The sequence below is a fragment of the Lysinibacillus sp. NPDC059133 genome (assembly GCF_042755925.1).
Classification (GTDB): domain Bacteria; phylum Bacillota; class Bacilli; order Bacillales_A; family Planococcaceae; genus Lysinibacillus.
Genome location: NZ_JBHZDH010000010.1, coordinates 73,647 through 97,478, shown reverse-complemented (window position 1 = coordinate 97,478; position 23,832 = coordinate 73,647). Strand labels below are relative to the sequence as shown.

Genomic DNA, 23,832 nt, shown 5'->3' with positions numbered 1-23,832 from the left:
TCGCACATACATAAGTAATCGTGAGTGCCTATTCGAGAGTACTTATTTGAGTGTATTCATATAGACGACCATTGAATAGAAGGAAAGAGGGACCAACCTATTGTTTGTCGCATACTTTTTGACATGATGAAAGGATGCAACGTCGTCAGCAAACGCTAACAGGTAGCTCTCTGAACTTAGAAAAGGAGAGAAATATGCAAAAATTTAAAAAACTAAACATAGCAATAATCTTAATGCTACTCGTATTCCAAACAGTCCTATCACCGATTTCGGTGTTTGCTGTAGGGGGAGAACAATCTTTAGCACATTCAGTTGAATCTGGAGAAGCGGATAGTAGTGTTAACATGGATGTAGGTGAACCAAGTGAAACCTCAAATGAACCTGTAAAAGGTGATGGTCCTATTACTGGTACCACGGAAGTAGGTGAACTACTTGAAACCTCAAATGAACCTGTAAAAGGTGATGGTCCTATTACTGGTACCGCGGAAGTAGGTGAACTACCTGAAATCTCAAATGGACCTGAAAAAGGTGATGGTCCTATTACTGATTCCACTGATGTAGTCGCACCACCTGAAACACAAAATGAACCTGGAAATGATGATGTTAGTGGTGAAGGAGAAAATCCAAATGGAGATATGGATGAAGAAACTACACCACCATCGTATGATCCAACTATGTCTGTTGATGTAATTAAAAATGTTGAGTTTACTGTGAATGAAACAAAGGTGAGTTCAAATGAAAGTATTAACGTTACTAATGGACAATCTGCAGAGTTTAAATTTCATTTAGAACTAGCAGCGGGACATAACTATGGTCCGGGCACAACATTAACGTACACTTTACCAGCTATTTTTGAAAATATCACATTCCCGAATGGAACAACTTATGGTGAGGTAGGTACTATTTCAAAAAGTGGAAATGACATTGTAATTACATTCAACGAAGCTTTACGAGATGATGTAGGAACAGGTGTAGCCCTTGAGCCAGGTGCGTACTTTAGCGTACAAGCAAACTTTGCAAGCGGTAATACGGAATGGGAAGAAACAATTAGTTTACCCGGCACTGAAAACATCAAGTTGAATTTCCAACCTAAAACGAATAGCGGTAAACCTGTTACCAAATCAGGTGTAGCAGATAATTTTGGGAAAAATAGTAAGTTTATTGACTGGACAGTTGAAGTTAATAAAGATTTAGGCGTTAATAAAGAGTCTGGTACTACAAATTTTGTTGATACACTAAAAGAAGGACATACATTTAAGCAAGATTCTGTAAAAATTACAAAGTTAAATGTATTACCTAATGGCGAAATAAAAGTCTCTAAAGACCCTGTCATTGTGACTCCAACCTTCGATAAAAACAAAATGACAATTGCATTGCCGAATGAAAAGCATACTGCTTACCACATTACGTATCAAACAGAAGTTGGTGACCCAGGTAACGTTAAATTTGAATTTTTTGAAAATGAGGCAACTTATAATGGGGAATCCACTACTGTACCAGTAAAAGTGAACTTCGGTGACCCGTTAGCAAAAACGCATACAGGTCCTACTGCTACTGATTTAGCAACATATTGGACAATTAATTACAACTTCAATAACCGTAATATTTCACAGGAAGACGCAGTACTAACGGACATCTGGAGCAATACTCAAGAATTAGTTGGACCGGTAGAAGTATTTGAGGAAAATGGTAAGACTCCTGCCGCTATTTCTTACGAAGTTAAGAAGGAAGATGGACATAGCTTTAAATTAATATTTAATGCTCCTGTAACAAAACCATATATTATCAAATATGCAACAAAGCCAAAAGATGGTGTGTATCCAACAGATAGCTTTACGGTAAAAAATGAAGTATCACGCCCAGATATGTCAAAAACGGTAGAAGATACTTCTTCTTATTATAAAGAATATTTATTACTAAACAAATATGCAAATGGTATTGACTATCAAAACAAAACGATGTCATGGAAGATTGTGGCGAACCAAGCAGGCTATGATTTAGCTACTGGTACGAAGTTTGTTGATACTTTTACAGATAAAAATCTAACTTTAATAGATAATACTTTAGAAGTAAAAGTAGGTAATACTAAATTAGTTAAAGATAAAGATTACGAGTTAAGTAATAACAATAAAACTGGATTTACAATTACTTTAAACAAATCAATAAATGAACCTATCGAAATTACGTATGATACAGAATACGAAATTCGACATGCTGGAACAAATACAATTGAATATCATAATACAGTAACAATGACAAATGATAATTTATCAAATTCTTCATCTGCTTCAGCTGAACAAGAGGTTCGAACTGAACAAAAAACAAATGGTAAAAAAGAAGGTCATTATAATTACGAAACAAAAACCTTTTACTGGGATGTTGAATTTAACTTTAACTACAATTCTTTAGAAAATGCAGTATTTGAGGATAAATTACCAGATACACAAATAGTTCAAAATATTGTAGTGCAAAAAGGTGAACTAGATGCAAGTGGTGTTTTTAAAGGAACAGATACAATAACTATTGCAAACACTTCAGGTAAAGAGAACGAAATTAAGCTTGAATTAGGGGATATTGATAGTCCTTATAAAGTGACGTATGAATCAGTAGATGAAGATGGCATTTTCCCTCATGGTAACCCAGTAAGTATTACAAATACAGCTACATTAACAAGCGATGAGGGTGATAATGCATCGTGGTCAAAAACAGTTAATGTAAGCCATACAGACAAAATTTTAAACAAAAACGGTATTCAAGCAGAAAAAGGTTCGGCAGTAGCTAACTGGAATTTTAAATTTAACTACGCACAATCCGAATTAGACAATGTAGTCATTACCGACACAGTAGGTAAAGATGCTGAAGGTAACCCAGAACAAATAATTTTAGAAGATACATTTAAAGTATATGAAGTTGCATTGTCTGGAACAACTCCAAGTAATCCAGCTGAAAAGAAGACACTTTTAGATCCAAGTGCGTATACATTAAATGTAGATATGAAAAATGGTACGTTCACTCTTAATTTAGGTAATGTAACTGAAGCATACTATGTAGAATACGACACAGTATTTACAGGTGAATCAGGCTCTGATGCTAAAAATGAAGTAGAAGTAAGCTATCAAGGTGGCAATCAAACAAGTGGAAACGATAGCTGGTCAATTGCTGATTTTAAGTATGGTAACCAAGCATCAACAGTTAAAGTACCATTTGTCATTGTAAAAACGAATGCTGCAACAGGCGAAGTAATGAAAGATGTTGAATTTACTTTATACAGCCAATACACAGGTGATAAACCATTAGTTAGCGCTAAAACAAAGGATAACGGTGTATTAGACTTCGGATTAAAATTAGCTGAAGGTGAATATACATTAAAAGAAACAAAAGTTCCTGGTTTTGAAAATCCGGATGTAAACTTTACATTAGATCGAGATGAAAAAGCAACATCAGGTCCATTTGAGGGTAAACAAATTGTTGAAATCGCCAACATACCAGAAAGTCCATTGAAATGTTCACTGTTTGAATTAACAATATACGATATTGACGGTGAATTAGTGGATGGAACAGTAACATTAGTAAGTAAAGTGACGGGTTTATCAGAAAATCATCCCGTTGAAAACGGTAAAGTTACTTTTACTCCAGAAAAAGTTAAAGCTGGTCAATACGATGTTTATGATTCAAAAGGGAATGAGCTAGGTAGCGTTACAGTGAAATACGATGGTGAATGTGCAGATGAAAATGAAAATGTAATTCAACCAGCCCCTAAATGCGAAAACTTCACAATCATGGTTGAAGATACAGACGGAAATATCCGTACAAATATTAAAGAGTTAACATTAAAATCAGATACTACAGAAGTAAAGGCATCAACTGACACATCAGGTAAGTTTATTTTTGAATCAAACAAAAATAATCCTACTAATGGCGTGAAGCCAGGTGAGTATCTGGTGTACGAAGGTAAACAATTCTTAGGAACAGTAAATTTAACGTATACAGAAGACTGTGGACATGAATTTATCGTCAAACAATTACCAAAATGCGAAGAGTTTAAATTAACTGTAAAAGATGTGGATGGTAATAAAATTACTGATGGCACTACAACAATCGTTGTCAAAGATGCTGACGAAAAAGAAATTATTAATACAACAACTACGACAGGCGTTATTGAATTAACTGATTTAGAACCAGGTACTTACACAGTTGAAGTAGATGGCAAAGAAATTGGTACCTTCCAAACCAATATCGAATGTGAAAAATCAGTTCAACCAGCACCAAAATGTGACCTATTCACATTAACGGTGAAGGATGAAAATGGAAATCCACGCCCTAATGTTAGCAATATCACAATCAAAGATATAACAGGAGCAATTATTGCTACAGACAAAACGACAAATGAATTAGGTCAAATTACTATTGAGACTAAAGTAATTCCTTCAGGTGACTATTCTGTTTATGAAGGTGATCTATTCATTGGTCATATAGAGGTTAAATATTCAGTTAAGTGTGAAGCAGAAGTATCAGCAGCACCTGCTTGTCTCGCATTTACATTAACAGTGCTAACTATACTTGGAACGCCTAATGCGAATGCAAAGATAACAATAAAAGATGCTAAAGGTAATATCGTTAAAGGTGCAGACGACATTGAAGTTCTCACAACTAGTATGGTAGGAACGGTTATATTACCAGAAAAAGCTATTAAACAAGGTACGTACAATGTATATGAGGGAAATAGTTTAATTGGCTCATTTACAGTAACAGATACATGCTCTGCAAAAGTACAACCTACATCAACAGGTGGCGGTGGAGGCGGCGGTGGTTGGACGCCTAACCCAGATCCAGATCCAGAAAAACCAGTTGATCCAGGAAAACCAGTTGACCCAGAGAAACCGGTTGACCCAGATCCAGACCCGGAAAAACCAGTTGATCCAGGTAAACCAGAAAAACCAGAAAAACCAGAAAAACCAGAAAAACCGACTCCAGAATCAGAGAAGCCGGTTGATCCAGAAAAACCAGCACCAGAGCCAGAGAAGCCAGTTCATCCAACAAATCCAGGTGATTCAGGTAACCAAACAGATCCAAAAGATCCAGCAAACCCTGGAAAACCATCTGTTCAAGAAATCATTGACCAAGGGAAAGAGTTAAAGCCATATAATCCTTCTACAGTAGATAAAGACACTTTAGATGCATATAAGGATTTCCTCAATAAATACGACAATCTATCTAAAGAGGAACAGGCAGAAGTAGCACAATACCTTGATATTGACAAAATCAAAGCAGATGCCAAAGAAATGGAAGCGCAGTTAAACGCGCAAGGCAAACTGCCGCAAACAAATGGAGCAAACCAAACAGCTCTTACACTAATTGGTGTAGCGCTCGTTCTAGGTGCAGTATTCTTATTGCGTCGTCGCAATACAGAAGCGAAATAATTTTCAATAAGAAAACCCCAAGATCGTAAAAATCTTGGGGTTTTTCTTATGTTAGAAGGTTTCTGATAGTTTTGCAGGTGCTTTATCGAATGGATATTGCTCGACAAATTCTGCTTGAACGGCAAGTCGTTTCGTACCCTCCTCAGCGCATGTAACGAGGGTTAAAAGAGTTTTATCAGGGATATCATCAATAACATAAACATCCGTTGCAGCGATGATCTCTTTGAGTGTTATCTTGTACTCATAAATATTCGTTAAATCCGTTAAATAAATCGTATCTCCTATGCTAGCTTTGTATAAGGGGCCAAATAAAATATCTTTTTCCTCAAAATAATGACCTGCTAATGCGTAGTTTCCTTGTCCAAGTTTTTGATTAGGCTTCATCGTGCCTGCTCCAACAGCAAGAGAGGCGTTACCAACTCCTTTGACGATAGGAAGTTTCATATACACACTAGGGATTGCGATACTACCGATGACAGGCATTTTACTGGCAGTTGTCTGAGCTTTTAAAACTTCCGCAATGGAAAGGGATTGCACGGCTTCAAATTCAAAATCGGCATCTGCATCTTTGTTTTTTGCAATCTCCTCGGCACTGTAATCAGCTGTATTTAATTGTTTACTCAAATGGGCGATAATTGCATGTTGAATGGGGTTAATAAAAATAAGTAAGAGGCCAACGATGAGCATACAAATGAGTAGTGGCAGTTTAAATTTATTCATTTCATAGATCACATCCTAGTATTGAAATTACGAGTTGCCGGTACAACAGATTAGTTCCGCCGGTAGCGGGCTATTCCGTAGCTAGAACCGAAAAAACGCCGTAACAAGGCAATGACAGCCTTCTAAACGTTGCAAAGCACTAGAAGGCTACATACGTTAAAAATGGGTAGAGCTTTATGGGCTCTACCCGTTCTGACCTTTATTTATCGCTGAAGCGTACGCCTGCAACACCGTAATGGTTTTTAGACATTTCTTCGATGAAGACTGTTACATTTTCTGGTGGCGCATTCACTGTACGAGAAACGGCTTCTGTTACTTCTTTTACGAGTGCACGTTTTTGTTCTTCTGTACGACCTTCAAGCATTTTCACTGTTACGTATGGCATAATATTGCCTCCTTTATTGAATAATGTTGTATAGTTAGTTTATAAGAAAGTATATACTTCTTTTTGCGCAATGTCGCGTTCATGACGGTGCTCATGCGCATAACTATGCTTTACTTTTATAATAGCAGAATGGAGGTAGTTAAAGTATGGCAAATGAAGAAAAATCAAAACAAAAAATGGGCTTTACTATTATTAAAAATGATCCAACAGACGGACATAAGGGATTTGGTATCGGTTCGCTTTCACTTGAAAACGTATCGCCAGTCATTATCGATATAGAAGAGGGGACAGCTTCAGTTGAAATCGGTGCTATGCATGCTCGCAGTGATCTGGAACGAGGTATTAAATTTACGACTGATCGCGCTGATTCAGAAGGTGGGAAGGCGTATTGGCTAGTGTGGGTGACGATCGACCATAAAGCCGATGGACCTTACTATGCAGGTGTAACTGCGTGTGAAATGGTAGTTAATCGAGAAAAACGTCGTGGCTATAAAATTTTAGCCGATCATGTGAATAAAATGGATAAATCTATGAAGCGTCATATTATTGTAGAACATATGGATGCGCCGTCTAAAAAAGTGTTAGCTTCTTTCCTAGAAGAGCTCAATCCGGACTTGTGGGCACATAGTGAGGAGCAATTGCGTCAAGATTTATTTGTTTCATAGACCTACAATGATTGAACAATCTGTGACATTTTGCTATCGCTTTCGATATAAGGTTGAAAGTGGGTTTGAAACAAAGTAAACTTGATAAAGAGCTTACATTTTAGTAAGCTAGGACACTTGGTTCTGCGAATGTGATGAGCGCTATGCGGCATTTGAATAACCCAAACCCAAGCCAAATGCCCCATGATGCTCATCTACTTCGCGAACCATAAATAAGAAAAGCTTTCTGTTCCCACGGACACGGCTCCGGGGAAGAGAAAGCTTTTCTTTTTCGTATATATCTGTTACTTTGTCGAGAGCCTTCGCTTATAAAACGCTTAACGCTTATAAAGGTTCCGCATGATTTGTTAATTTTTAAAAATGGAGAACGGAAGCATATTCCAGAAATTTCCCCACGTATTGGTATCGAGAATATCAAAGTTTGAACATTTTTCAGTTGGTACATCTTTCGCATCCATATAGACGAGACGTTGCTGAGGGCAGGCATCTGTCGCTAATTTACCGGATTCAATATCGATGACCACACCTTTAACGTCTTTCGGTTTTTTGAAATCCTCATTCTTTGTTCCTTTATTGACAGTCTCCATAAAGTCGATCCAAATTTGCTTTGTAGAGGCAGTATCTTCTTTTGCTGTTAGATTTTTTCCTTGATCATAGCCGTTCCATACCCCAGCGGTTAAGCTAGGTGTAAATCCAATCAGCCACTGATCGCTATTTGTAGAGCCAGATTTTGCTGCATACGTATGCGTCATACGAGAGCGAATGCTAATCCCTGTAGCGGGAGAATAATCGCTAAAGACTGGATCGAAAATACCCGTCATCATTTCTGTTAAGATAAACGTATTTTCCTTTGAGAGAACTGTTTCATCTTCTTTACTAACTTCTTTATTTTCGTAGATAACATCGCCGTTAGCATTTTTAATAGTAACAATAGTAGTAGGAGTAGTTTTTTTACCTTGCGATGCTAATATATTATAAGCATTCGTCATTTCATATAATGATGTTTCGGTCGTTCCAAGCGCCATGGATAAATTGTCCTTGGCACCGATAGTCACGTTGAAGCGATCAGCCATTTCGTGAAATGGTTTAAATCCAATCTCCTCTAGAGTTTTAACAGCGTAAATATTATCGGAGATAGCGATAGCTTGTGCCATTGACATATCATGGTTTGCAAATTTCCCGTTAACATTTTTTGGTGAATATGTGGCCCGTCCATGATCATAAGTGAAAGTTGTCTCACCTACATTTAAATATGTTAATGGTGTATAACCATTCTCTAAAGCTGCCGCATATAAAATAGGTTTAATTGTTGAGCCTGGCTGACGTTTTGCCTGTGTAACTCTGTTAAATGAACTTGCAGCATAGTCACGACCTCCAACTAATGCTGTAACGGAACCTGTTTTGGATTTCATACTAACAAAAGCAGTTTGAAGGTCATCAGCAGGCATATGTTTGGCTACAGCTTCTTCAGCTGCCTTTTGGTGTTCTAGATTAAGAGTTGTCTGGATAGTCCAGCCACCTTCACTAATGTCGAGATTTTTTGATTTCAAAATTTCACTAGCCTCTTGCCATGCTACGTCAAGGAAAAATGGTGCAACAGATTTTGTGGCTACCCAGCTATCACTCTTTAAGACAAGCTTTTCACTTTCTGCACGTGTTTTTTCATCTTGCGTAATAGCACCTTGATCGGTCATCAGTTTTAAAATAACGTGTTGGCGATTAGTTGCCTTATCTAAATTGACAATAGGGGAGTAAATACTTGGCCCTTTTGGAACCCCAGTTAACATTGTTGCTTCCGCAAGTGTTAAATCTTTTGCAGATTTTCCAAAATAAAATCGACTTGCTGCTTCTACGCCGTACATACCATGGCCGTAGTAAACTGTATTTAAGTAACCTTCCAGTATTTCATCCTTATCATAAAAAACTTCTAATCTATAAGCATACAGTGCTTCATTTAATTTTCGTGTCCATGATTTCTCATGTGAAAGATATAGATTTCGAGCATATTGTTGTGTAATTGTACTTGCTCCTTGAACCTTACCTCCAGCCTTAAGATCCACTAATAATGCACCAGCGATACGAGAAAAATCCAGACCGCCATGCTTATAAAAATCTTTATCCTCAACAGCTACTACTGCTTGCTTCAAATAAGGGGACATCTCATCAAGACTAACCCAATAACGTCGTTCATTCGTAAAGTGATCCCCAATTTGGTTCTCATTTTCATCTAAGAAAATAGAGGCTTTAGGTACGGTTAAAGGCGGGGCACCAGCCACTTGAACATAGACGCGTAAAGCTATAAATGCTACAACAATTGCGGATGTAAAGGCAACAAAAAAGATAAATGTTTTCCGTGTACGCTTTGAACGTTTTTGTTTACGTTGATAGCTTTTTCTCTTCATCCGACTTCACCTCGTTTTCTCACACTTGCGTATAGTATGTGTCTGAACATTCTTATTTAATCGAAATTATTGGTAAAAACTATTGCACTTTATTCAAAAACATCTATACTTTTTTTGTACTGTTTGAAATGCTAGCTTTCGACAAAAGAATAGTACATTGTAGATTTTAATCGAATTGTGCTAGACGTTCCAATAATGTATACGAGGATACAAGGATAGAGGTTTCATTACATTCCTGTAAGCCCTTAATAGAGTAATGGTAAAAGGTCCATCACTGAAGGTTTTGGCATGACATTTGAACGCCCGAGGAAAGGGTCAGTGATGATAATGAATTTAGTAATTTCTAAAAGTGGAGGTCGAGTAATGAGATTTGATGAAGCTTATTCCGGAAATGTTTTTATAAAAAGTCATCCTACATATGAGGATGCTCAGGCGGTCATTTATGGTATGCCAATGGACTGGACAGTTAGTTACCGTCCGGGCTCACGTTTTGGCCCGCAGCGTATTCGTGAAGTATCCATTGGTCTAGAAGAATATAGCCCATATTTGGACCGTGAGTTAGAAGAAGTGAAGTATTTTGATGCGGGGGATATACCGCTACCATTCGGCAACGCACAGCGCTCGTTAGATGAAATTGAAAAATATATTGAGACGCTTTTAGCAGATGGTAAAATTCCTGTAGGTATGGGTGGCGAACATTTAGTATCGTGGCCTGTAATGAAAGCTGTATCAGCAAAATATGATGACCTAGCAATTATCCACTTCGATGCACATACAGACTTACGTGTAGAATATGAAGGGGAGCCACTTTCACACTCAACGCCTATTCGCAAAATTGCTGAACATATCGGACCAAAAAATGTCTATTCATTTGGTATTCGTTCAGGGATGAAGGAAGAATTCGAATGGGCAAAGGAAAATGGCATGCACATTTCGAAATTTGAAGTGCTAGAGCCATTAAAAGAGGTATTACCGACTTTAGCGGGACGTAATGTTTACGTTACGATTGATATAGATGTACTTGATCCAGCACATGCACCAGGTACAGGAACAGTAGATTGCGGAGGCATTACATCAAAAGAATTACTAGCGTCAATCCATGCAATTGCAGCAAGTAACGTCAATGTAGTGGGCTTTGACCTAGTTGAAGTAGCACCGATCTACGACACATCAGAAATGACAGCGAATACAGCGAGTAAGTTGCTGAGAGAAATGATTTTGGGCTGGGTAAAATAAGAAATGAAATTGGAGTGGGGTTTAGCTTTAAGCTAGCCCCATTTTTCTTTTATATTCTGAATACAGTTAGTCTAAAAAAGAAAGGCGCCATCCAACATACATCGGATAGCGCCTTGATATTTCGAATAGTTCTATTAAGGGTTCGTCGACCAAAGTCCAGCATGTTTTAAGACAACACGTGGATGAAGTTTTAGCTGTGCAACCATTAAATCTGCTAAATCTTCTGCTTGCATCACTTTTTCTGGATTGCCGTCTGTTAAGTTAAGCTCAACAGCCATATCTGTAGCAACTGTACTTGGCGTTAATGTTGTAACGCGAATATTTTTCTTACGTACTTCAAGCATTAATGACTCACTTAGTCCGATAACGGCAGCTTTTGAAGCCGAGTATGCACTTGTAATTGGTGCCCCTTTTTGACCAGCTGTTGAGGAGATATTAATGATATCGCCTGTGTTGCGCTCGATCATCTCTGGTAATACAGCGCGTGTTGTGTAGTACACCCCTTTTACGTTGACATCGATAATATTTGTCCACTCTTCAGGTGTTAAGTCCATGAAGCTACCGAATTTTGAAATACCGGCATTGTTTACTAAAATATCGATGGCACCAAGCTCACCACGAATAGATTCAACAGCTGTAGTAATAGAGTCTAAATCCGCTACATTTGCCACAGCGATGGCTACCTTCACATCATACTGTTTAAGTTCCTCTGCTACTTGTTGTAAATTTTCAAGCGTACGTCCAACAAGACCTACGTGAATACCTTCTTGCGCAAAAGCTACTGCTGTTGCACGTCCAATTCCACGTCCTGCTCCTGTAATTAACGCCACTTTTCCTGCGATTGTTTGCATGTTTTTCTCTCCTTTAGATGAGATCGTTTTATTTAGACGAAAAAATAGATTAAGATTTGTCTTTAAGACTAACCTCATTTTACTACGGTTTTCTATATTGTGAAGAGTGCACTTTTTTGTGCGGAGGTTACTAAAAGTTACTTACAAGAAAAGGAGTCAGTTAACTCTATGTCAGATAAATTAAGAGAAGAGATAAAAGAGAGAATAGTAAATAATGATTATCATTGTGAAAAAGAACTTACATTATCGATCATTAGCGGTAAATGGAAGGTTGTTATTCTGTGGCATTTAGGCGTCGAAGGACCACATCGCTTCAGTGAGCTTCAAAGACTTTTTCCGAAAATATCTCATAAGATATTATCAAACCAATTACGTGAACTGATGGAAGATGGGATTGTTCATCGAGAAGTGTTTCCAGAAGTTCCTCCGAAAGTCGAATATTCAATGACTGAACTAGGAATGACGTTACTACCAATCGTTGAGATGATGTACGAATGGGGAAAAAATAGAATCAATCAAATTAAACAAGAAAGCCATAACTAGGTCATTTAGGATGATTTAAATAGTCGTTGCTGTTTTTAACTTTAATGCCCTTAAGACAGTTGAACTTTCCGTAATCTGTAACGTCTTTTTTGTAAAAGGGGTGAACTAATGGGAGTTTGGTATTTCTTAATCTTATTTGTAGGGCTGTTTTTGATATTTAAAGGACTATTTACGAAAAAGCAATCTTTGTTAATGAAGAAGATTGGCATTGTATTTGTAGGAGTATTATGTATTTCACTCTCAATATTTATGTTTTCACCAGGGAGTGCAGAAATTATTTCGAATTTGTTAAATTTGGAATGAGGGAAATTTAAGTAATATAATTTATTTTATAATATGGGGCTAAAAGTGGGGAGGCGTAATGAGCTCACTGTTAGCCCCACTTGTATTTGGCTAACATAATCATTACAGGTTAAATAGATAAGGCGAGATAACAAGCTTTCTTAGGAAAAAAGCTCATTTACAAAGTGAGCTTTTTTATTTTTTTTGGAAACTTTTTGATTAGATTCACATATCTTATTGACATAGCCAGGAAAAAATTTTTGCATTATGGGTAACGGATGTTACCTATTGAATGGAGGCAAATTTTTTTGGATTGTGCTTTTGAAATGGTTAGGAAGAATGGCGTTGATAGTGTGATGCAAGGGATATAGCAAAAGAGTTAGGTTGTTCGACAAAGCTTAAGCTTGGAAATTGAAAGTATTTAAAAAGACGTTTTTGAAGGTGTTAACCAAAAATTATTGAATGGAGAAAATAAATGAAAATGAAAAATTCACCTATTCTTTTATCAATATTATTTACTGTGCTTGCACTTGTTTTTCCTGCTATAGCTGGGGCAATTATAACAATCAAAAATATAAGTAGCATAAGCTCAATATTTTTGATTCAATTTATCTCCACTACAGCTGGTGTTCTAGTTATTCTTTGGATCATGAAAAAAAGTAAATTCTCTTTCCAAGGTTTCGGATTCAGAAAGTTTAAAGCAGAGGCGTGGATGGCTGTTATCGTTGTTATTGAGCTGGTTCCATTCTTAAATGGTATTACAGATAATGATGGTTTTTCAACGCAGTATGTATTTATATTACTTCTATTTGTTATTGCAGTTGGTTTTTGTGAAGAGCTTATTTTCCGAGGTCTAATTTTCAAATATTTATCGGTAAAAGGGCTTAAAGTGGCTATTATAGGTTCCTCAATTTTGTTTGGTATTGGACATCTTGCAAATTTAGCTTCCGGTCAGGACTTTTTAATGACATTACTACAAGTTATTTTTGCATTCCTCTTTGGGCTAGTTTGTGCAGAAATTGTAGCAAAGACAAAAAGTATTATTTTACCGATTGTCTGGCATGCTACGCACGATTTTATTGCTTTCATGACTGATAAAAGTGAGCCTAATGTCTTTGCCGTTTCTATTTATGTCTTTCAGTGTATATTGTTAATAGGTCTAGCAATTTATTTCTGGAGAGCTTTATTTACTAAGAAAGATAAGGCGGGAGCGATAATCATAAACAATGGGTAGCCTGAGGGTTACGTTTAATGGAATCCGCTAAGAGAACTGGTACTGGGCTAGATAAAACAATTTATTTAACTTCTTCAGCTAGTATCCAAACACCCGCTGACAGAAGTTAAAACCTCCGGACGCAATTATGCCGTGGAATAATTGATTAATGTGGGGCTAAAAGTGAGGAAGCGTAATGAGCTCACTTTTAGCCCCGCTTGCTATTAAAACTTGACTAACATAATCATTCCAAGGATACCTTTGTTTATCACAATAGCTATTGAAAAAGGTGGCTCATTTACAAAGTGAGCTTTTTTAAATTTTTTGGGATTTTTTTGAATACCTCATTGACATAGAAAGGAAATTACTGTTACATTATAGGTAACAGATGTTACCTATTGAGAGGAGGTAAAAATTTTTGGCACCAAAAGAGCGATTTACAGAGGGAATTTTAATGGATTGTGCTTTTGAAATGACTAGGAAGAGTGGCATTGATAGTGTGAATGCAAGAGATTTAGCAAAAGAGTTAGGCTGTTCGACAAAGCCTATATTTCGATTATTCTCGAATATGGATGATTTGAAGTATGCAATATATGAAAGGGCTGGCAATCTATACAACGAAAGAATGTTTCAAGGCTTGCAAGAAAGTTCTTTTTTAGGGATGGGTTTGGCTTATATTAACTTTGCTCGCGAAGAAAAAAAGCTATTTGAGCTATTATTTCTATCCAATAAATATAAAATCTCCAGCTTTTCGGATTTATTAAATGACGTAGAAAACCAAGGGATTATAGCAATAATTTCAAAATTAACAGGATTAACTCAAACCTCCGCTAGATCCCTATTTATCGATACATGGTTAACTGCACATGGTATTGCAACAATGTGTGCGACGAATACTTGCGATTTAGATAGCTCGGAAATTGAAGATATTTTAAAAGACGTATTTGAAGGCGTTAAACAAAAATTATTGAATGGAGAAAATAAATGAAAATGAAAAATTCACCTATTCTTTTATCAATATTATTTACTTTGCTTGCAATTGTTTTTCCTACCATAGCTGGTGTAATTATAGCTGTCAAAAATATAAGTAGTTTAAGCTCTATAACTTTGATTCAATTTATTGCCTTTGCAGTTGGTGTACTAGTTACTCTTTGGATCATGAAAAAAAGTAAATTCTCTTTCCAAGATTTCGGATTTAGAAGGTTTAAAGCAGAGGCGTGGATGGCTGTTATCGTTATTTTTGAGCTGGTTGCATTCTTTAATGGTATTACAGATCAAGATGGTTTTTCTGCGCAATACGTACTTATTTTGCTTCTATTTGTTATTGCCGTTGGTCTTTGTGAAGAGTTTATTTTCCGAGGCCTAATTTTCAAATATTTATCAGCGAAAGGGCTTAAAGTGGCTATTATAGGCTCCTCAATTTTGTTTGGTATTGGACATCTTGCAAATATACTTTCCGGTGCTGATTTATTAATGACATTACTACAAATAACTTTTGCATTCCTCTTTGGGCTAGTTTGTGCAGAGATTGTTGCAAAAACAAAAAGTATTATTTTCCCGATTGTCTGGCATGCTACGCACGATTTTATAGCTTTCTTGACTGATAGTGAGCCGAATGTCCTTGCTGTTTCTATTTATGTCTTTCATTGTATAGTGTTAATTGGTCTTGCGATTTATTTCTGGAGAGCTTTATTTCCTAAAAAGGCTGTTATGAATTTAAAAAACCCTGAGAGTTACGTTTAAACTCTACAAGCAAAAAAGCATCTACTCGTTAAATTTGAGTGGATGCATTTTTGTCTATTCTTCTAAAGCTTCTAATCCAACATTACCTCCTGAAATAAGAAAGCACAGTTTTTCGTTTTTATGAATAGGTAAAGTTCCTTGCAGGGCAGCGCCAATGCTGATAGAAGAGGAAGGTTCTGCGAGAATTTTACCCTCTGAGAGTAAGGTTTTCATCCCGCGTTGAATCAATACTTCATCTACACTTACAACCTCATCGACAAGCTGTTGAACAATTGGGAAGTTTCGTTCCCCGGGCTGTAAAGTTAGTAGGGCATCTGCCAAAGTCTTTCACAGCTTCTAAGATTTTTGTATAACGCGAAACAACAGCAGGCTCCACACCAATTATGTTGATATGGGGGGGCATGGATTTGACAGCAGTTGCAACGCCACTAATTAATCCACCACCGCCAATAGGAACAACAATAGTATCGACATCAGGAAGCTGTGCTACTATTTCCAAACCTGCTGTTCCTTATCCTGCCATAATATCGTAATCATCATAAGGATGTATGTTGCAATAGCCATAATCACGACTGAGTTTTGCTGATAGAACATGTCTTTCTGCCAGCTTACACTGGACAACATCTGCACCTAAGGCACGAATTCCTTCCACTTTAACGCTAGGTGCTGAATTTGGTAGCCTTACTATTTAATAGTTTGGCAGCATAGGCAACACCCTTGCCATGATTACCTGAGGAAACAACTACGCCTTGTTGTAATTGTTCTAACGGCATGGAAAGCATTTTATTGAGAGCCCCTCGAAGCTTAAAGGAGTTTGTTTTTTGCATATTCTCGGCTTTTATATAGACGTGACATCCTAAAAATTGATCGAGCCCATTTAATCGAATAATAGGCGTTTCATATATATAATCCTTCGTTTAGCAGCATGAATTTGTTCAAGTGTTAACATACAGCACACCTCATTTTGATGAAGTGTTTGAAAATTCTAACTTTGTAACGTAGCTGTAGATTTACAGGGGATTTATGTCAATCATTAAATGGTAAGTGATTATGCACAAATTACTGCCACATCAGATAGAATACTTACTTCTATCTTGAAAAATTATGAGTATTCATCCTATAATAAAAAGGTTATAGTAAAAACATTAAAAGGGAGCGTCCATAATGGCGAACGAAGCAAGATCGCAGGTGAACATTAAGCTCATTTCTACGATTCGACCGATTGATGGGGAATCTGAAGGTTATGAAATGTTGCTGACAGGGCAGCTACTTGAAAAAGCAGGAAGCATCTATTTGAAATATGAAGAGGTGCAGGAAGATAAAACGATCCGCACAACTATGAAGCTAGGCAATGAACAGGCATTAATTATGCGTAATGGAGCAGTAAAAATGCGACTACCACTGAACATAATGGAACAACAAATGGGTCATTATGAAAGTGAATTCGGTTCAATGCCACTCGTCATAGACACGAAAGAAATGACGTTTACAAAGCAGGCAGTAAGCGGAGATTTCCATGTACAGTACGATTTACTAATGGATGGGCAATCCGTTGGCAATTATACATTAGACATTACATTTACGGAGGTACAATGATGAACGCAGTAGAACAAGTACAACAAGCCATTAAAGTGGCAATTGCGCAGGCAGTTGAAAAAGCTAGCTTAGTCGAAGCTGGCACAGAGTTAAATATTCACCTAGAAACACCGAAGGATAAAGCAAATGGGGACTATGCAACAAACATTGCTATGCAATTAACGAAGTTAGCAAAAAAACCACCTCGTGCCATTGCAGAAGCTATTTTAGAGAATATTGACACAGCAGGTACAGATATTGAAAAAATCGATATTGCAGGCCCAGGCTTCATGAATATTACTGTGCGTAAAGATTTCCTATCAGGTGTAGTAAAAGCAGTACTTGAGCAAGGTGCTGACTATGGTCGTTCTAATGCTGGCGCAGGTGAAAAAGTTCAAGTTGAATTCGTATCTGCGAATCCAACAGGTGATCTTCATTTAGGTCATGCGCGTGGAGCTTCTGTAGGGGATTCATTATGTAACGTATTAGATATGGCAGGTTTCGATGTATCTCGTGAGTACTACATTAACGATGCGGGTAACCAAATTAACAACTTAGCTTACTCACTTGAAGCGCGTTATAAGCAAGCTTTAGGATTGGAAGCTGAGATGCCAGAGGATGGCTACCACGGTTCAGATATTATTGAAATCGCTGGTAAATTAGCTAGCGAGCATGGCGATACAATTTTATCTAAAACAGATGAAGATCGTTTTGCATTCTTCCGTCAACATGGTTTAGCGTTAGAATTAGACAAGCTAAAAACAGACCTTGCTAACTTCCGTGTAAACTTTAATGTGTGGTATTCAGAAACTTCACTATACGAAAACGGCAAAATCGAAGTAGCGTTAGATAAACTGAAAGCGAATGGCCATGTATTTGAAGAAGACGGTGCTACTTGGTTCCGTTCAACAACATTTGGCGACGATAAAGACCGCGTGTTAATTAAAAATGATGGCTCTTTCACATATCTGACTCCAGATATCGCCTACCATGAAGATAAAATTGTACGTGGCTTCGATAAATTAATTAATATTTGGGGCGCTGATCACCACGGCTATATCCCACGTATGAAAGCCGCTATTCAGGCGCTTGGTTACGACCGTGATACACTTGAAGTAGAAATCATCCAAATGGTTCAACTTTATAAAAATGGTGAGAAATTCAAAATGTCGAAACGTACAGGGAACGCGGTTACAATGCGTGAGCTTGTAGAAGAAGTTGGCTTAGATGCAGTTCGTTACTTCTTCGTGAAAACTGCAGGTGATTCTCACATGGACTTTGACCTTGACCTTGCCGTATCTCAATCAAACGAAAACCCAGTGTATTACGCACAATATGCGCATGCACGTATTTCTTCAATTTTACGCTCAGCAAATGAGCAAGGCTTTGCTGCAACAACAGATCATTTAAGCCTGCTAACTGCAGAAAAAGAAATTGATTTACTGAAAAAAGTGGGCGACTTTCCGAAAGTGGTAGCGGATGCTGCGAAGCACCGTACACCACACCGTATCGCCAACTATATTCAAGACACGGCAGCTGCATTCCATAGCTTCTATAACGCTGAAAAAGTGTTAGATGCTTCAAATAAAGAGCTAACAGAAGCTCGCTTAGCCCTTATCACTGCTGTTCGTACAACAATCGCCAACGCACTACGCTTAATCGGCGTATCAGCACCAGAAAAAATGTAATAATCGTCATTCTAGCCCCCGGCACAAACAATGTGCCGGGGGTTTTTTGGTGTAGATATGTCTTTGACGGATATAGCAGTTGAAGCGAAGGATAGAATGGACGGGGTGACGGAAAGAACCGCCAGGGCGACGGAAAGAACAGCCGAAGCGACGGAAAGAATCCGAAGCGGCGGAAGGAGCAGCCAGAGCGACGGAAAGAACAATCGAAGTGACGGAAGAACCGCCAGAGCGACGGAAAGAGCAGTCGAAGTGACGGAAAGAATCCAGGGCGACGGAAAGAATCATCAGAGAGACGGAAGGAGCAGCCTGAGCGACGGAAAGATTCATCAGAGCGACGGAAAGAACCGCCAGGGCGACGGAAAGAACCCGGGGCGACGGAAAGATTCATCGGAGCGACGGAAGGAGCAGCCGGGGCGACGGAAAGAACGCCAGGGCGACGGAAAGATTCATCAGAGCGAAGGAAAGCCCCACAAACCAACGGAAAGCGCCGCTAAAGAAATGGAGGGTAACCCGAAATGATCATATTCATCTCCTTAAATCGATAATTTTCTGTAATTTTCAGATATTTTGTTGAAGTTTACGTTAGCGTCAATGATATACTGATGAAAATGGGAAAGGGGAGATGATGTTAAAGACGATTCAAGAAGTGGCTAAGCAGTTTAATGTTTCGACACGGACAATTCGTTATTATGAGGAGCTAGGGCTGCTTCATCCTAATCGATCATCTACTAATCAACGAACCTTTTCAAAAAAAGAATTAGCGAAGCTTAAGCTTATTTTCCGGGGGAAGCGGTACGGTTTTTCACTTGAGGAGATTAAGGAGATGGTATTGCTGTTTGATTATGATCGCACGGGCATTCAGCAGTTGGAGCGTACGGTTGAATATGGGGAGCAAAAAATTCAAGAAGTTAATGGCAAAATAGCAGAGCTTGTACAGATGAAACACGAGTTACAGCAATTACAAGGCATGTTTACAGAAAAATTAGCGACTTTAAAGGGAGAGATGGACGATGAATAGTTCGAATTTGTTAGCACGTAATGCGCGAAAATACCCTATGAGTGAAGCGGTTGTTTGTCAGGACAGACGAGTGACTTATCGTGATTTAGATGAGCAAGTGACACGTCTTAGTCATGCTTTAGTCGAGCAGGGTGTGCGGCAAGGCGATAAAGTAATCATTTTTATGCCAAATGTTGTAGAGTTTGTTGTTAGTTATTTTGCTATTCAGCGCATTGGGGCTATTGTCGTTCCAGTAAATGCGAAATTTACGCTGCAAGAGGTCGAGTATGTAGCTCGGCATGCTGATGCTAAAGCTATTCTTGTACATGAGGCAATTTTTGCAGCAGTCGAAAATATTACGATAGTCCCTTTAAAAATCAAAACGGGTCAAGAGCAGGCAGGCTGGCTAAACTATGAAACACTTATTGAACATGCAAGCATCCAAACAATTGATTGCCAGTTGAATGAAGATGATGTCTCAACGATTTTATACACATCGGGTACAACGGGAAAACCAAAGGGTGTATTGTTTAGCTATCGCAATATTTTAACTGTAGCGCAAATGATTGCAGTGGAAATGGAAGTAAAGCCAGAAAGTCGAATTCTTCTTATGATGCCGTTGACGCATTCAGCTCCATTACATTTATTTTTAATGGCAGGGGTACTTGTAGGCTCAACAAACGTGTTAACACCAACGTTTACACCTGATTTATTGATTGATTCAATGGAGCGGGAGCGGACAACGCATTTCTTTGGGGCACCTGTTGCATATTTGTTAACGGCCCAAATGCCAAGATTGCAAACGGCAGATTTATCATCGATGAAATGGTGGGCTTATGGTGGCGCACCGTTATCACAAAACGAAGTCCGTCATTTACAACAAGCTTTCAGAACAGAAAATTTAACATGTGTCTATGGCTTAACAGAGGCTGGTCCAAACGGTTCAATATTGTTTGGTGAAGAGCATGCTACGAAGGCGGGTAGCGTTGGGCGACGTGCACCACTTGGAGCGGAGCTGCGTATTATCAACGACAATGGAGAAGATGTCAGTGTTGGTGAAGTAGGAGAAATTGTGTTATTCGGTGAGGGCAATATGAAGGGCTATTACAAGGATGAAATCGCAACAAAGGCTGCATTTATAGATGGCTGGCTGAAAACAGGTGACTTAGCTCGTTTAGATGAGGACGGCTATATTTGGATTGTCGATCGTAAAAAAGATGTTATTTTTTCAGGTGGTGTGAATATTTACCCGAAAGAAATTGAAGATCGTATGTTGAGCTATGAGGGGATATTTGAAGTGGCTGTAATTGGTGTGCCACATCCGGAGTGGGGAGAAACGGTGAAGGCCGTTTATGCTGCTAAAACAGATATTGACGAGAACGGACTTAAAGCTTATTTGGAGGAGCATCTTGCTAAATATAAAATTCCACGCATTTTTGAACGTGTGGAAGCGTTACCACGAAATGCATCAGGCAAAATACTAAAACAAACTTTGAAGGGACAAGAGGTGAGATAGCATGAAGGTTTTACAGCAGGAAGAAATGAAAACAAAGAACTTTTTTAAAGAGAATGATACACTTCATAAAGTTTTAGAAATGATGCTAGATAAAGAGTTTGTAGAATATGCAACACGTGAGCTAACAGATTTCGGTGAGCTTTGTGCAGGGGATATTGATGTGAGAGCCAAGCATACGGATAGAGAGGGTGAACCTCGATTACAAAGGTATAATGCCTATGGTGAAGAAGTGTCAGAGATTTGGGTTAATGATGGCTATAAAAAAACAATTGAAGAGACGTACAATACCGGCATTGTGGGCTATGTGCATAAGGATATTCCACAACTAGGTAGAAAGGGCAATTATGTGTATAGCTTTGCTCAAGGCTATATACTTTCACATGCTGAACCAGGCTTTTACTGTCCTGTTACGTTAACGATGGCAACTGCTTATTTACTTGATCATTATGCGAGTGATGAGGTGAAGGAGCGCTTTTTACCACATGTATGTGCAACAGGAGAGACGGAGCTCTATGAGGGGGCTACATTTTTAACGGAGCGTCAAGGTGGCTCTGACGTTGGCGCGAATGTTGTAGAGGCAAGGAAGGATGGCAATCAGTATCGTTTATATGGTGAGAAATATTTTGCATCTAACGCAGGAATGTGTGGAGTAACTATGGTATTGGCTCGCATGGAAGGGGCTCAGGCAGGCTCAAAGGGCTTAACATTGTTTGCAGTTCCATGGCGAAATGAGGATGGCGCTGTTAATAACCTCCGTATTCGACGTTTAAAGGATAAACTTGGTGTTAAAGCAGTACCTTCTGGTGAGGTGGAATTTGATGGTGCATTGGCTTATGTTGTAGGTGACCCAAATAAAGGAATTTATTATATGCTGGAGGCGCTTAATTTATCAAGAATTTGCAATGCGGTTGCTTCTATCGGCATTATGCGGCGCGGCTATTTAGAGGCGAAGCACTATGTGACGAATCGCCATGCATTTGGTAAGCCTTTAACGCAATACCCTATGATTCAGGATACACTAGGGAAATTTGCTGCCAAACTTCATGTAGAAGTTGCTACGGTTTTTGACCTTATTCAGCTGTACGATAAAGTAACTAGTGGGCAGGGGAATAAAGAGGACATCATTTTGAATCGCTTGTATATTGCGATCATGAAAAAAGAAACAGCAGAGCAAGCTGTACATTATGCGAGTGAAGCCATTGAATTACATGGCGGAAACGGCTATATTGAAGATTTTGTTACACCTCGGTTATTAAGAGATGCACAGGTACTTACTGTGTGGGAGGGGACTGCGAATATTTTAGCTTTAGAGCTCATTCGTTTAGTTGATAAGTTTCATGCGCACGAAATGTTTGTTCGTGTCATGGAAGAACGTCTAGAAAAACTAGCTGACAATCCATTAGTCGAAATTGTCGTGGATCAATTAGCAACACTAGATGCAACTTTGCAAACATTTAGCCGTTTAGATGATGCAACAAAAACGTTTGAAGCAAAAAAAGTCGCTGAGAAAATGGCACATTTATATGAAAGTGTTGTAGCAGTCGAATGGGCACAAAGATTCGGCGGCAAATATGAGAAACTAGCAGATATTTATTTAGAGAACACATGGGCATTACGAGAAATGGGTGCACCAATGAAAACGGTACAGTATTTTTCAGATATAGTGTAACTTTTTTCAGTGGGTGTCCAAGCATCTGCTGAAAGAAGTTAAAGCGTCACAGATTCGGAAAGGGGTTCTTGTAGAGGATGTTAGCCTAAAATCATCGCAATCATGTGATAACGGCAAACTGACCTGCATCATGCCGCTGACGCTATGCTTTCGCGCAAAAAACATCTGCAGGCCTAAGCACAAAGTCGAATCTGGACGCAATTATGCCGAGGCATAATTGATTTGATTAGGAGTCGTCTCGAATGGAGGCGACTTCTTTGATTTTCATGTATAATACAATCAACTGAATATTATAAAGGTTCTTTACTTAAGTAAAGTGAAAAGGGAAATCGGTGTAATTCCGATGCGGTCCCGCCACTGTATGTGTGAGTTTTTTCAATCTGCGCCACTGAAAATTTCGGGAAGGCTTGAAAAAGCGTATGAAGCACAAGCCAGGAGACCTGCCTTTATAGAAAACACGTTGTAGCCTACGAGGATAGGATGGTGGATTTTGTATATTTATATTGTGCAAATTTGACCCCCTCATTTTTTTATGATGAGGGGTGTTTGTTTTGTAAGATGAATATCGATAAATTTGGAAAAGTGGGCGATAAATCCGCAAAGTTGGGCGATAAACCTAAAAAGTTGGGTGATAAATCCACAAAGTTGGGCGATAACCCACAACGTTGAGTGATAAACCCAAAGTTAGGTGATAAACTCAAAAAATTGGGTGATAACCCACAATGTTAGCGATAAATCCAAAGTTGGGTGATAAATCCGCAAAGTTGGGTGACAAACTCAAAAAGTTGGGTGATAAATCCGCAAAGTTGGGTGATAAACTCCAAAAGTTGGGTGATAAATCCGCAAAGTTGGGCGATAAACCCAAAAAGTTGCGCGATAACCCACAACCTCGAGCGATAAAAACCTAAATTGTATCGATGAATCAGA

At 38.4% G+C, this 23,832-nt stretch carries 21 protein-coding genes, 1 pseudogene and 1 riboswitch; of the genes and pseudogenes, 16 read left to right on the top strand and 6 right to left on the bottom strand.

Annotation, left to right across the window (positions count from 1 at the left end; genetic code table 11):
* Window positions 1–194: 194 nt before the first annotated feature.
* Complete coding sequence (locus ACFXN8_RS08030; protein WP_386844181.1) at window positions 195–5,420, top strand: collagen binding domain-containing protein; 5,226 nt, start codon at window positions 195–197, stop codon at window positions 5,418–5,420.
* A 51-nt stretch (window positions 5,421–5,471) separates the two neighbouring features.
* Here ACFXN8_RS08030 and ACFXN8_RS08025 read toward each other — a convergent pair whose 3' ends face one another.
* Together ACFXN8_RS08025 and ACFXN8_RS08020 are read right to left on the bottom strand one after the other, a co-directional pair.
* Window positions 5,472–6,140: a class A sortase gene (locus tag ACFXN8_RS08025; protein ID WP_386844179.1), complete on the bottom strand. Its 669-nt coding sequence runs from the start codon at window positions 6,138–6,140 to the stop codon at window positions 5,472–5,474.
* A 199-nt stretch (window positions 6,141–6,339) separates the two neighbouring features.
* Window positions 6,340–6,525, bottom strand: coding sequence for a 2-hydroxymuconate tautomerase (locus ACFXN8_RS08020; RefSeq protein ID WP_053484500.1), 186 nt, complete (start codon window positions 6,523–6,525; stop codon window positions 6,340–6,342).
* Between the two features lie 146 nt (window positions 6,526–6,671).
* On the opposite strand from ACFXN8_RS08020, the gene ACFXN8_RS08015 reads away from it, so the two are divergent.
* Entirely contained in the window at window positions 6,672–7,190 is a 519-nt protein-coding gene (locus ACFXN8_RS08015) for a YwhD family protein (RefSeq protein WP_386844177.1), read from the top strand.
* Between the two features lie 347 nt (window positions 7,191–7,537).
* On the opposite strand, the gene ACFXN8_RS08010 is transcribed toward ACFXN8_RS08015, so the two are convergent.
* The gene (locus tag ACFXN8_RS08010) at window positions 7,538–9,592 is read right to left on the bottom strand and encodes a transglycosylase domain-containing protein (RefSeq protein WP_386844175.1); all 2,055 of its coding nucleotides are present in this window, start codon (window positions 9,590–9,592) and stop codon (window positions 7,538–7,540) included.
* Between the two features lie 363 nt (window positions 9,593–9,955).
* Between ACFXN8_RS08010 and speB the strand changes: the two genes are divergently transcribed.
* The gene (gene speB / locus ACFXN8_RS08005) at window positions 9,956–10,828 is read left to right on the top strand and encodes an agmatinase (RefSeq protein ID WP_068985252.1); all 873 of its coding nucleotides are present in this window, start codon (window positions 9,956–9,958) and stop codon (window positions 10,826–10,828) included.
* 134 nt (window positions 10,829–10,962) lie between these two features.
* On the opposite strand, the gene ACFXN8_RS08000 is transcribed toward speB, so the two are convergent.
* Window positions 10,963–11,679, bottom strand: a complete 717-nt coding sequence (locus ACFXN8_RS08000) for a 3-ketoacyl-ACP reductase (RefSeq protein WP_376075001.1) — start codon at window positions 11,677–11,679, stop codon at window positions 10,963–10,965.
* A 168-nt stretch (window positions 11,680–11,847) separates the two neighbouring features.
* Here ACFXN8_RS08000 and ACFXN8_RS07995 point away from each other — a divergent pair, with 168 nt between their 5' ends.
* The 5 genes from ACFXN8_RS07995 to ACFXN8_RS07975 all read left to right on the top strand — a co-directional run bounded on the left by ACFXN8_RS07995 (window position 11,848) and on the right by ACFXN8_RS07975 (window position 15,460).
* Window positions 11,848–12,222 carry a winged helix-turn-helix transcriptional regulator gene (locus tag ACFXN8_RS07995; RefSeq protein ID WP_386844172.1) on the top strand — a complete coding sequence of 125 codons (375 nt, stop codon included), beginning with the start codon at window positions 11,848–11,850 and terminating at the stop codon, window positions 12,220–12,222.
* A gap of 108 nt (window positions 12,223–12,330) precedes the next feature.
* Window positions 12,331–12,525, top strand: a complete 195-nt coding sequence (locus ACFXN8_RS07990) for a hypothetical protein (protein ID WP_386844170.1) — start codon at window positions 12,331–12,333, stop codon at window positions 12,523–12,525.
* Between the two features lie 454 nt (window positions 12,526–12,979).
* Complete coding sequence (locus ACFXN8_RS07985) at window positions 12,980–13,738, top strand: CPBP family intramembrane glutamic endopeptidase (protein ID WP_386844168.1); 759 nt, start codon at window positions 12,980–12,982, stop codon at window positions 13,736–13,738.
* A 397-nt stretch (window positions 13,739–14,135) separates the two neighbouring features.
* A complete protein-coding gene (locus tag ACFXN8_RS07980) occupies window positions 14,136–14,705 on the top strand; it encodes a TetR/AcrR family transcriptional regulator (protein ID WP_386844166.1) in 570 nt (189 codons plus the stop codon).
* On the top strand, window positions 14,702–15,460 hold the full coding sequence (locus ACFXN8_RS07975) for a CPBP family intramembrane glutamic endopeptidase (RefSeq protein WP_386844164.1): 759 nt from the start codon (window positions 14,702–14,704) through the stop codon (window positions 15,458–15,460). The genes ACFXN8_RS07980 and ACFXN8_RS07975 overlap by 4 nt, the downstream gene beginning before the upstream one ends.
* A 54-nt stretch (window positions 15,461–15,514) precedes the next feature.
* Here the strand turns inward: ACFXN8_RS07975 and ACFXN8_RS07970 are convergent.
* A pseudogene (locus ACFXN8_RS07970) lies at window positions 15,515–15,911 on the bottom strand (pyridoxal-phosphate dependent enzyme).
* Between ACFXN8_RS07970 and ACFXN8_RS07965 the strand changes: the two are divergent.
* Window positions 15,868–15,993 (top strand): hypothetical protein, encoded by a 126-nt coding sequence (locus ACFXN8_RS07965; RefSeq protein ID WP_386844215.1) that lies wholly within the window; start codon window positions 15,868–15,870, stop codon window positions 15,991–15,993. The pseudogene ACFXN8_RS07970 and the gene ACFXN8_RS07965 overlap by 44 nt on opposite strands.
* Window positions 15,994–16,119: 126 nt before the next feature.
* Here the strand turns inward: ACFXN8_RS07965 and ACFXN8_RS07960 are convergent, their stop codons facing one another.
* Complete coding sequence (locus ACFXN8_RS07960) at window positions 16,120–16,347, bottom strand: pyridoxal-phosphate dependent enzyme (RefSeq protein WP_386844211.1); 228 nt, start codon at window positions 16,345–16,347, stop codon at window positions 16,120–16,122.
* A 277-nt stretch (window positions 16,348–16,624) separates the two neighbouring features.
* Here ACFXN8_RS07960 and ACFXN8_RS07955 point away from each other — a divergent pair, with 277 nt between their 5' ends.
* From ACFXN8_RS07955 to ACFXN8_RS07925, 7 genes are all read left to right on the top strand, one after another.
* Complete coding sequence (locus ACFXN8_RS07955; RefSeq protein WP_386844162.1) at window positions 16,625–17,056, top strand: YwiB family protein; 432 nt, start codon at window positions 16,625–16,627, stop codon at window positions 17,054–17,056.
* Entirely contained in the window at window positions 17,056–18,723 is a 1,668-nt protein-coding gene (gene argS, locus ACFXN8_RS07950; protein WP_386844209.1) for an arginine--tRNA ligase, read from the top strand. Before ACFXN8_RS07955 ends, argS begins: the two co-directional genes overlap by 1 nt.
* Before the next feature lie 622 nt (window positions 18,724–19,345).
* Window positions 19,346–19,741: a MerR family transcriptional regulator gene (locus tag ACFXN8_RS07945; protein ID WP_386844160.1), complete on the top strand. Its 396-nt coding sequence runs from the start codon at window positions 19,346–19,348 to the stop codon at window positions 19,739–19,741.
* On the top strand, window positions 19,734–21,236 hold the full coding sequence (locus ACFXN8_RS07940; protein WP_386844158.1) for a class I adenylate-forming enzyme family protein: 1,503 nt from the start codon (window positions 19,734–19,736) through the stop codon (window positions 21,234–21,236). The genes ACFXN8_RS07945 and ACFXN8_RS07940 overlap by 8 nt, the downstream gene beginning before the upstream one ends.
* Before the next feature lies 1 nt (window position 21,237).
* Window positions 21,238–22,905, top strand: a complete 1,668-nt coding sequence (locus ACFXN8_RS07935; protein WP_386844156.1) for an acyl-CoA dehydrogenase family protein — start codon at window positions 21,238–21,240, stop codon at window positions 22,903–22,905.
* 279 nt (window positions 22,906–23,184) lie between these two features.
* A riboswitch (cobalamin riboswitch) is annotated at window positions 23,185–23,367 on the top strand.
* Window positions 23,368–23,385: 18 nt separating this feature from the next.
* The gene (locus ACFXN8_RS07930) at window positions 23,386–23,574 is read left to right on the top strand and encodes a hypothetical protein (protein WP_386844154.1); all 189 of its coding nucleotides are present in this window, start codon (window positions 23,386–23,388) and stop codon (window positions 23,572–23,574) included.
* A 53-nt stretch (window positions 23,575–23,627) separates the two neighbouring features.
* Complete coding sequence (locus ACFXN8_RS07925) at window positions 23,628–23,813, top strand: hypothetical protein (protein WP_386844152.1); 186 nt, start codon at window positions 23,628–23,630, stop codon at window positions 23,811–23,813.
* The last annotated feature ends 19 nt before the right edge of the window (window positions 23,814–23,832 follow it).

Coding starts and splice junctions, on each gene's coding strand:
- ACFXN8_RS08000 (WP_376075001.1), bottom strand. CDS start 11,679: ATGCAAACAATCGCAGGAAAAGTGGCGTTAATTACAGGAGCAGGACGT.
- ACFXN8_RS07945 (WP_386844160.1), top strand. CDS start 19,346: ATGATGTTAAAGACGATTCAAGAAGTGGCTAAGCAGTTTAATGTTTCG.
- ACFXN8_RS07935 (WP_386844156.1), top strand. CDS start 21,238: ATGAAGGTTTTACAGCAGGAAGAAATGAAAACAAAGAACTTTTTTAAA.
- ACFXN8_RS08030 (WP_386844181.1), top strand. CDS start 195: ATGCAAAAATTTAAAAAACTAAACATAGCAATAATCTTAATGCTACTC.
- ACFXN8_RS08010 (WP_386844175.1), bottom strand. CDS start 9,592: ATGAAGAGAAAAAGCTATCAACGTAAACAAAAACGTTCAAAGCGTACA.
- speB (WP_068985252.1), top strand. CDS start 9,956: ATGAGATTTGATGAAGCTTATTCCGGAAATGTTTTTATAAAAAGTCAT.
- ACFXN8_RS07975 (WP_386844164.1), top strand. CDS start 14,702: ATGAAAATGAAAAATTCACCTATTCTTTTATCAATATTATTTACTTTG.
- ACFXN8_RS07925 (WP_386844152.1), top strand. CDS start 23,628: ATGTTAGCGATAAATCCAAAGTTGGGTGATAAATCCGCAAAGTTGGGT.
- argS (WP_386844209.1), top strand. CDS start 17,056: ATGAACGCAGTAGAACAAGTACAACAAGCCATTAAAGTGGCAATTGCG.
- ACFXN8_RS07940 (WP_386844158.1), top strand. CDS start 19,734: ATGAATAGTTCGAATTTGTTAGCACGTAATGCGCGAAAATACCCTATG.
- ACFXN8_RS08020 (WP_053484500.1), bottom strand. CDS start 6,525: ATGCCATACGTAACAGTGAAAATGCTTGAAGGTCGTACAGAAGAACAA.
- ACFXN8_RS07990 (WP_386844170.1), top strand. CDS start 12,331: ATGGGAGTTTGGTATTTCTTAATCTTATTTGTAGGGCTGTTTTTGATA.
- ACFXN8_RS07930 (WP_386844154.1), top strand. CDS start 23,386: ATGGTGGATTTTGTATATTTATATTGTGCAAATTTGACCCCCTCATTT.
- ACFXN8_RS07985 (WP_386844168.1), top strand. CDS start 12,980: ATGAAAATGAAAAATTCACCTATTCTTTTATCAATATTATTTACTGTG.
- ACFXN8_RS07955 (WP_386844162.1), top strand. CDS start 16,625: ATGGCGAACGAAGCAAGATCGCAGGTGAACATTAAGCTCATTTCTACG.
- ACFXN8_RS08015 (WP_386844177.1), top strand. CDS start 6,672: ATGGCAAATGAAGAAAAATCAAAACAAAAAATGGGCTTTACTATTATT.
- ACFXN8_RS07995 (WP_386844172.1), top strand. CDS start 11,848: ATGTCAGATAAATTAAGAGAAGAGATAAAAGAGAGAATAGTAAATAAT.
- ACFXN8_RS08025 (WP_386844179.1), bottom strand. CDS start 6,140: ATGAATAAATTTAAACTGCCACTACTCATTTGTATGCTCATCGTTGGC.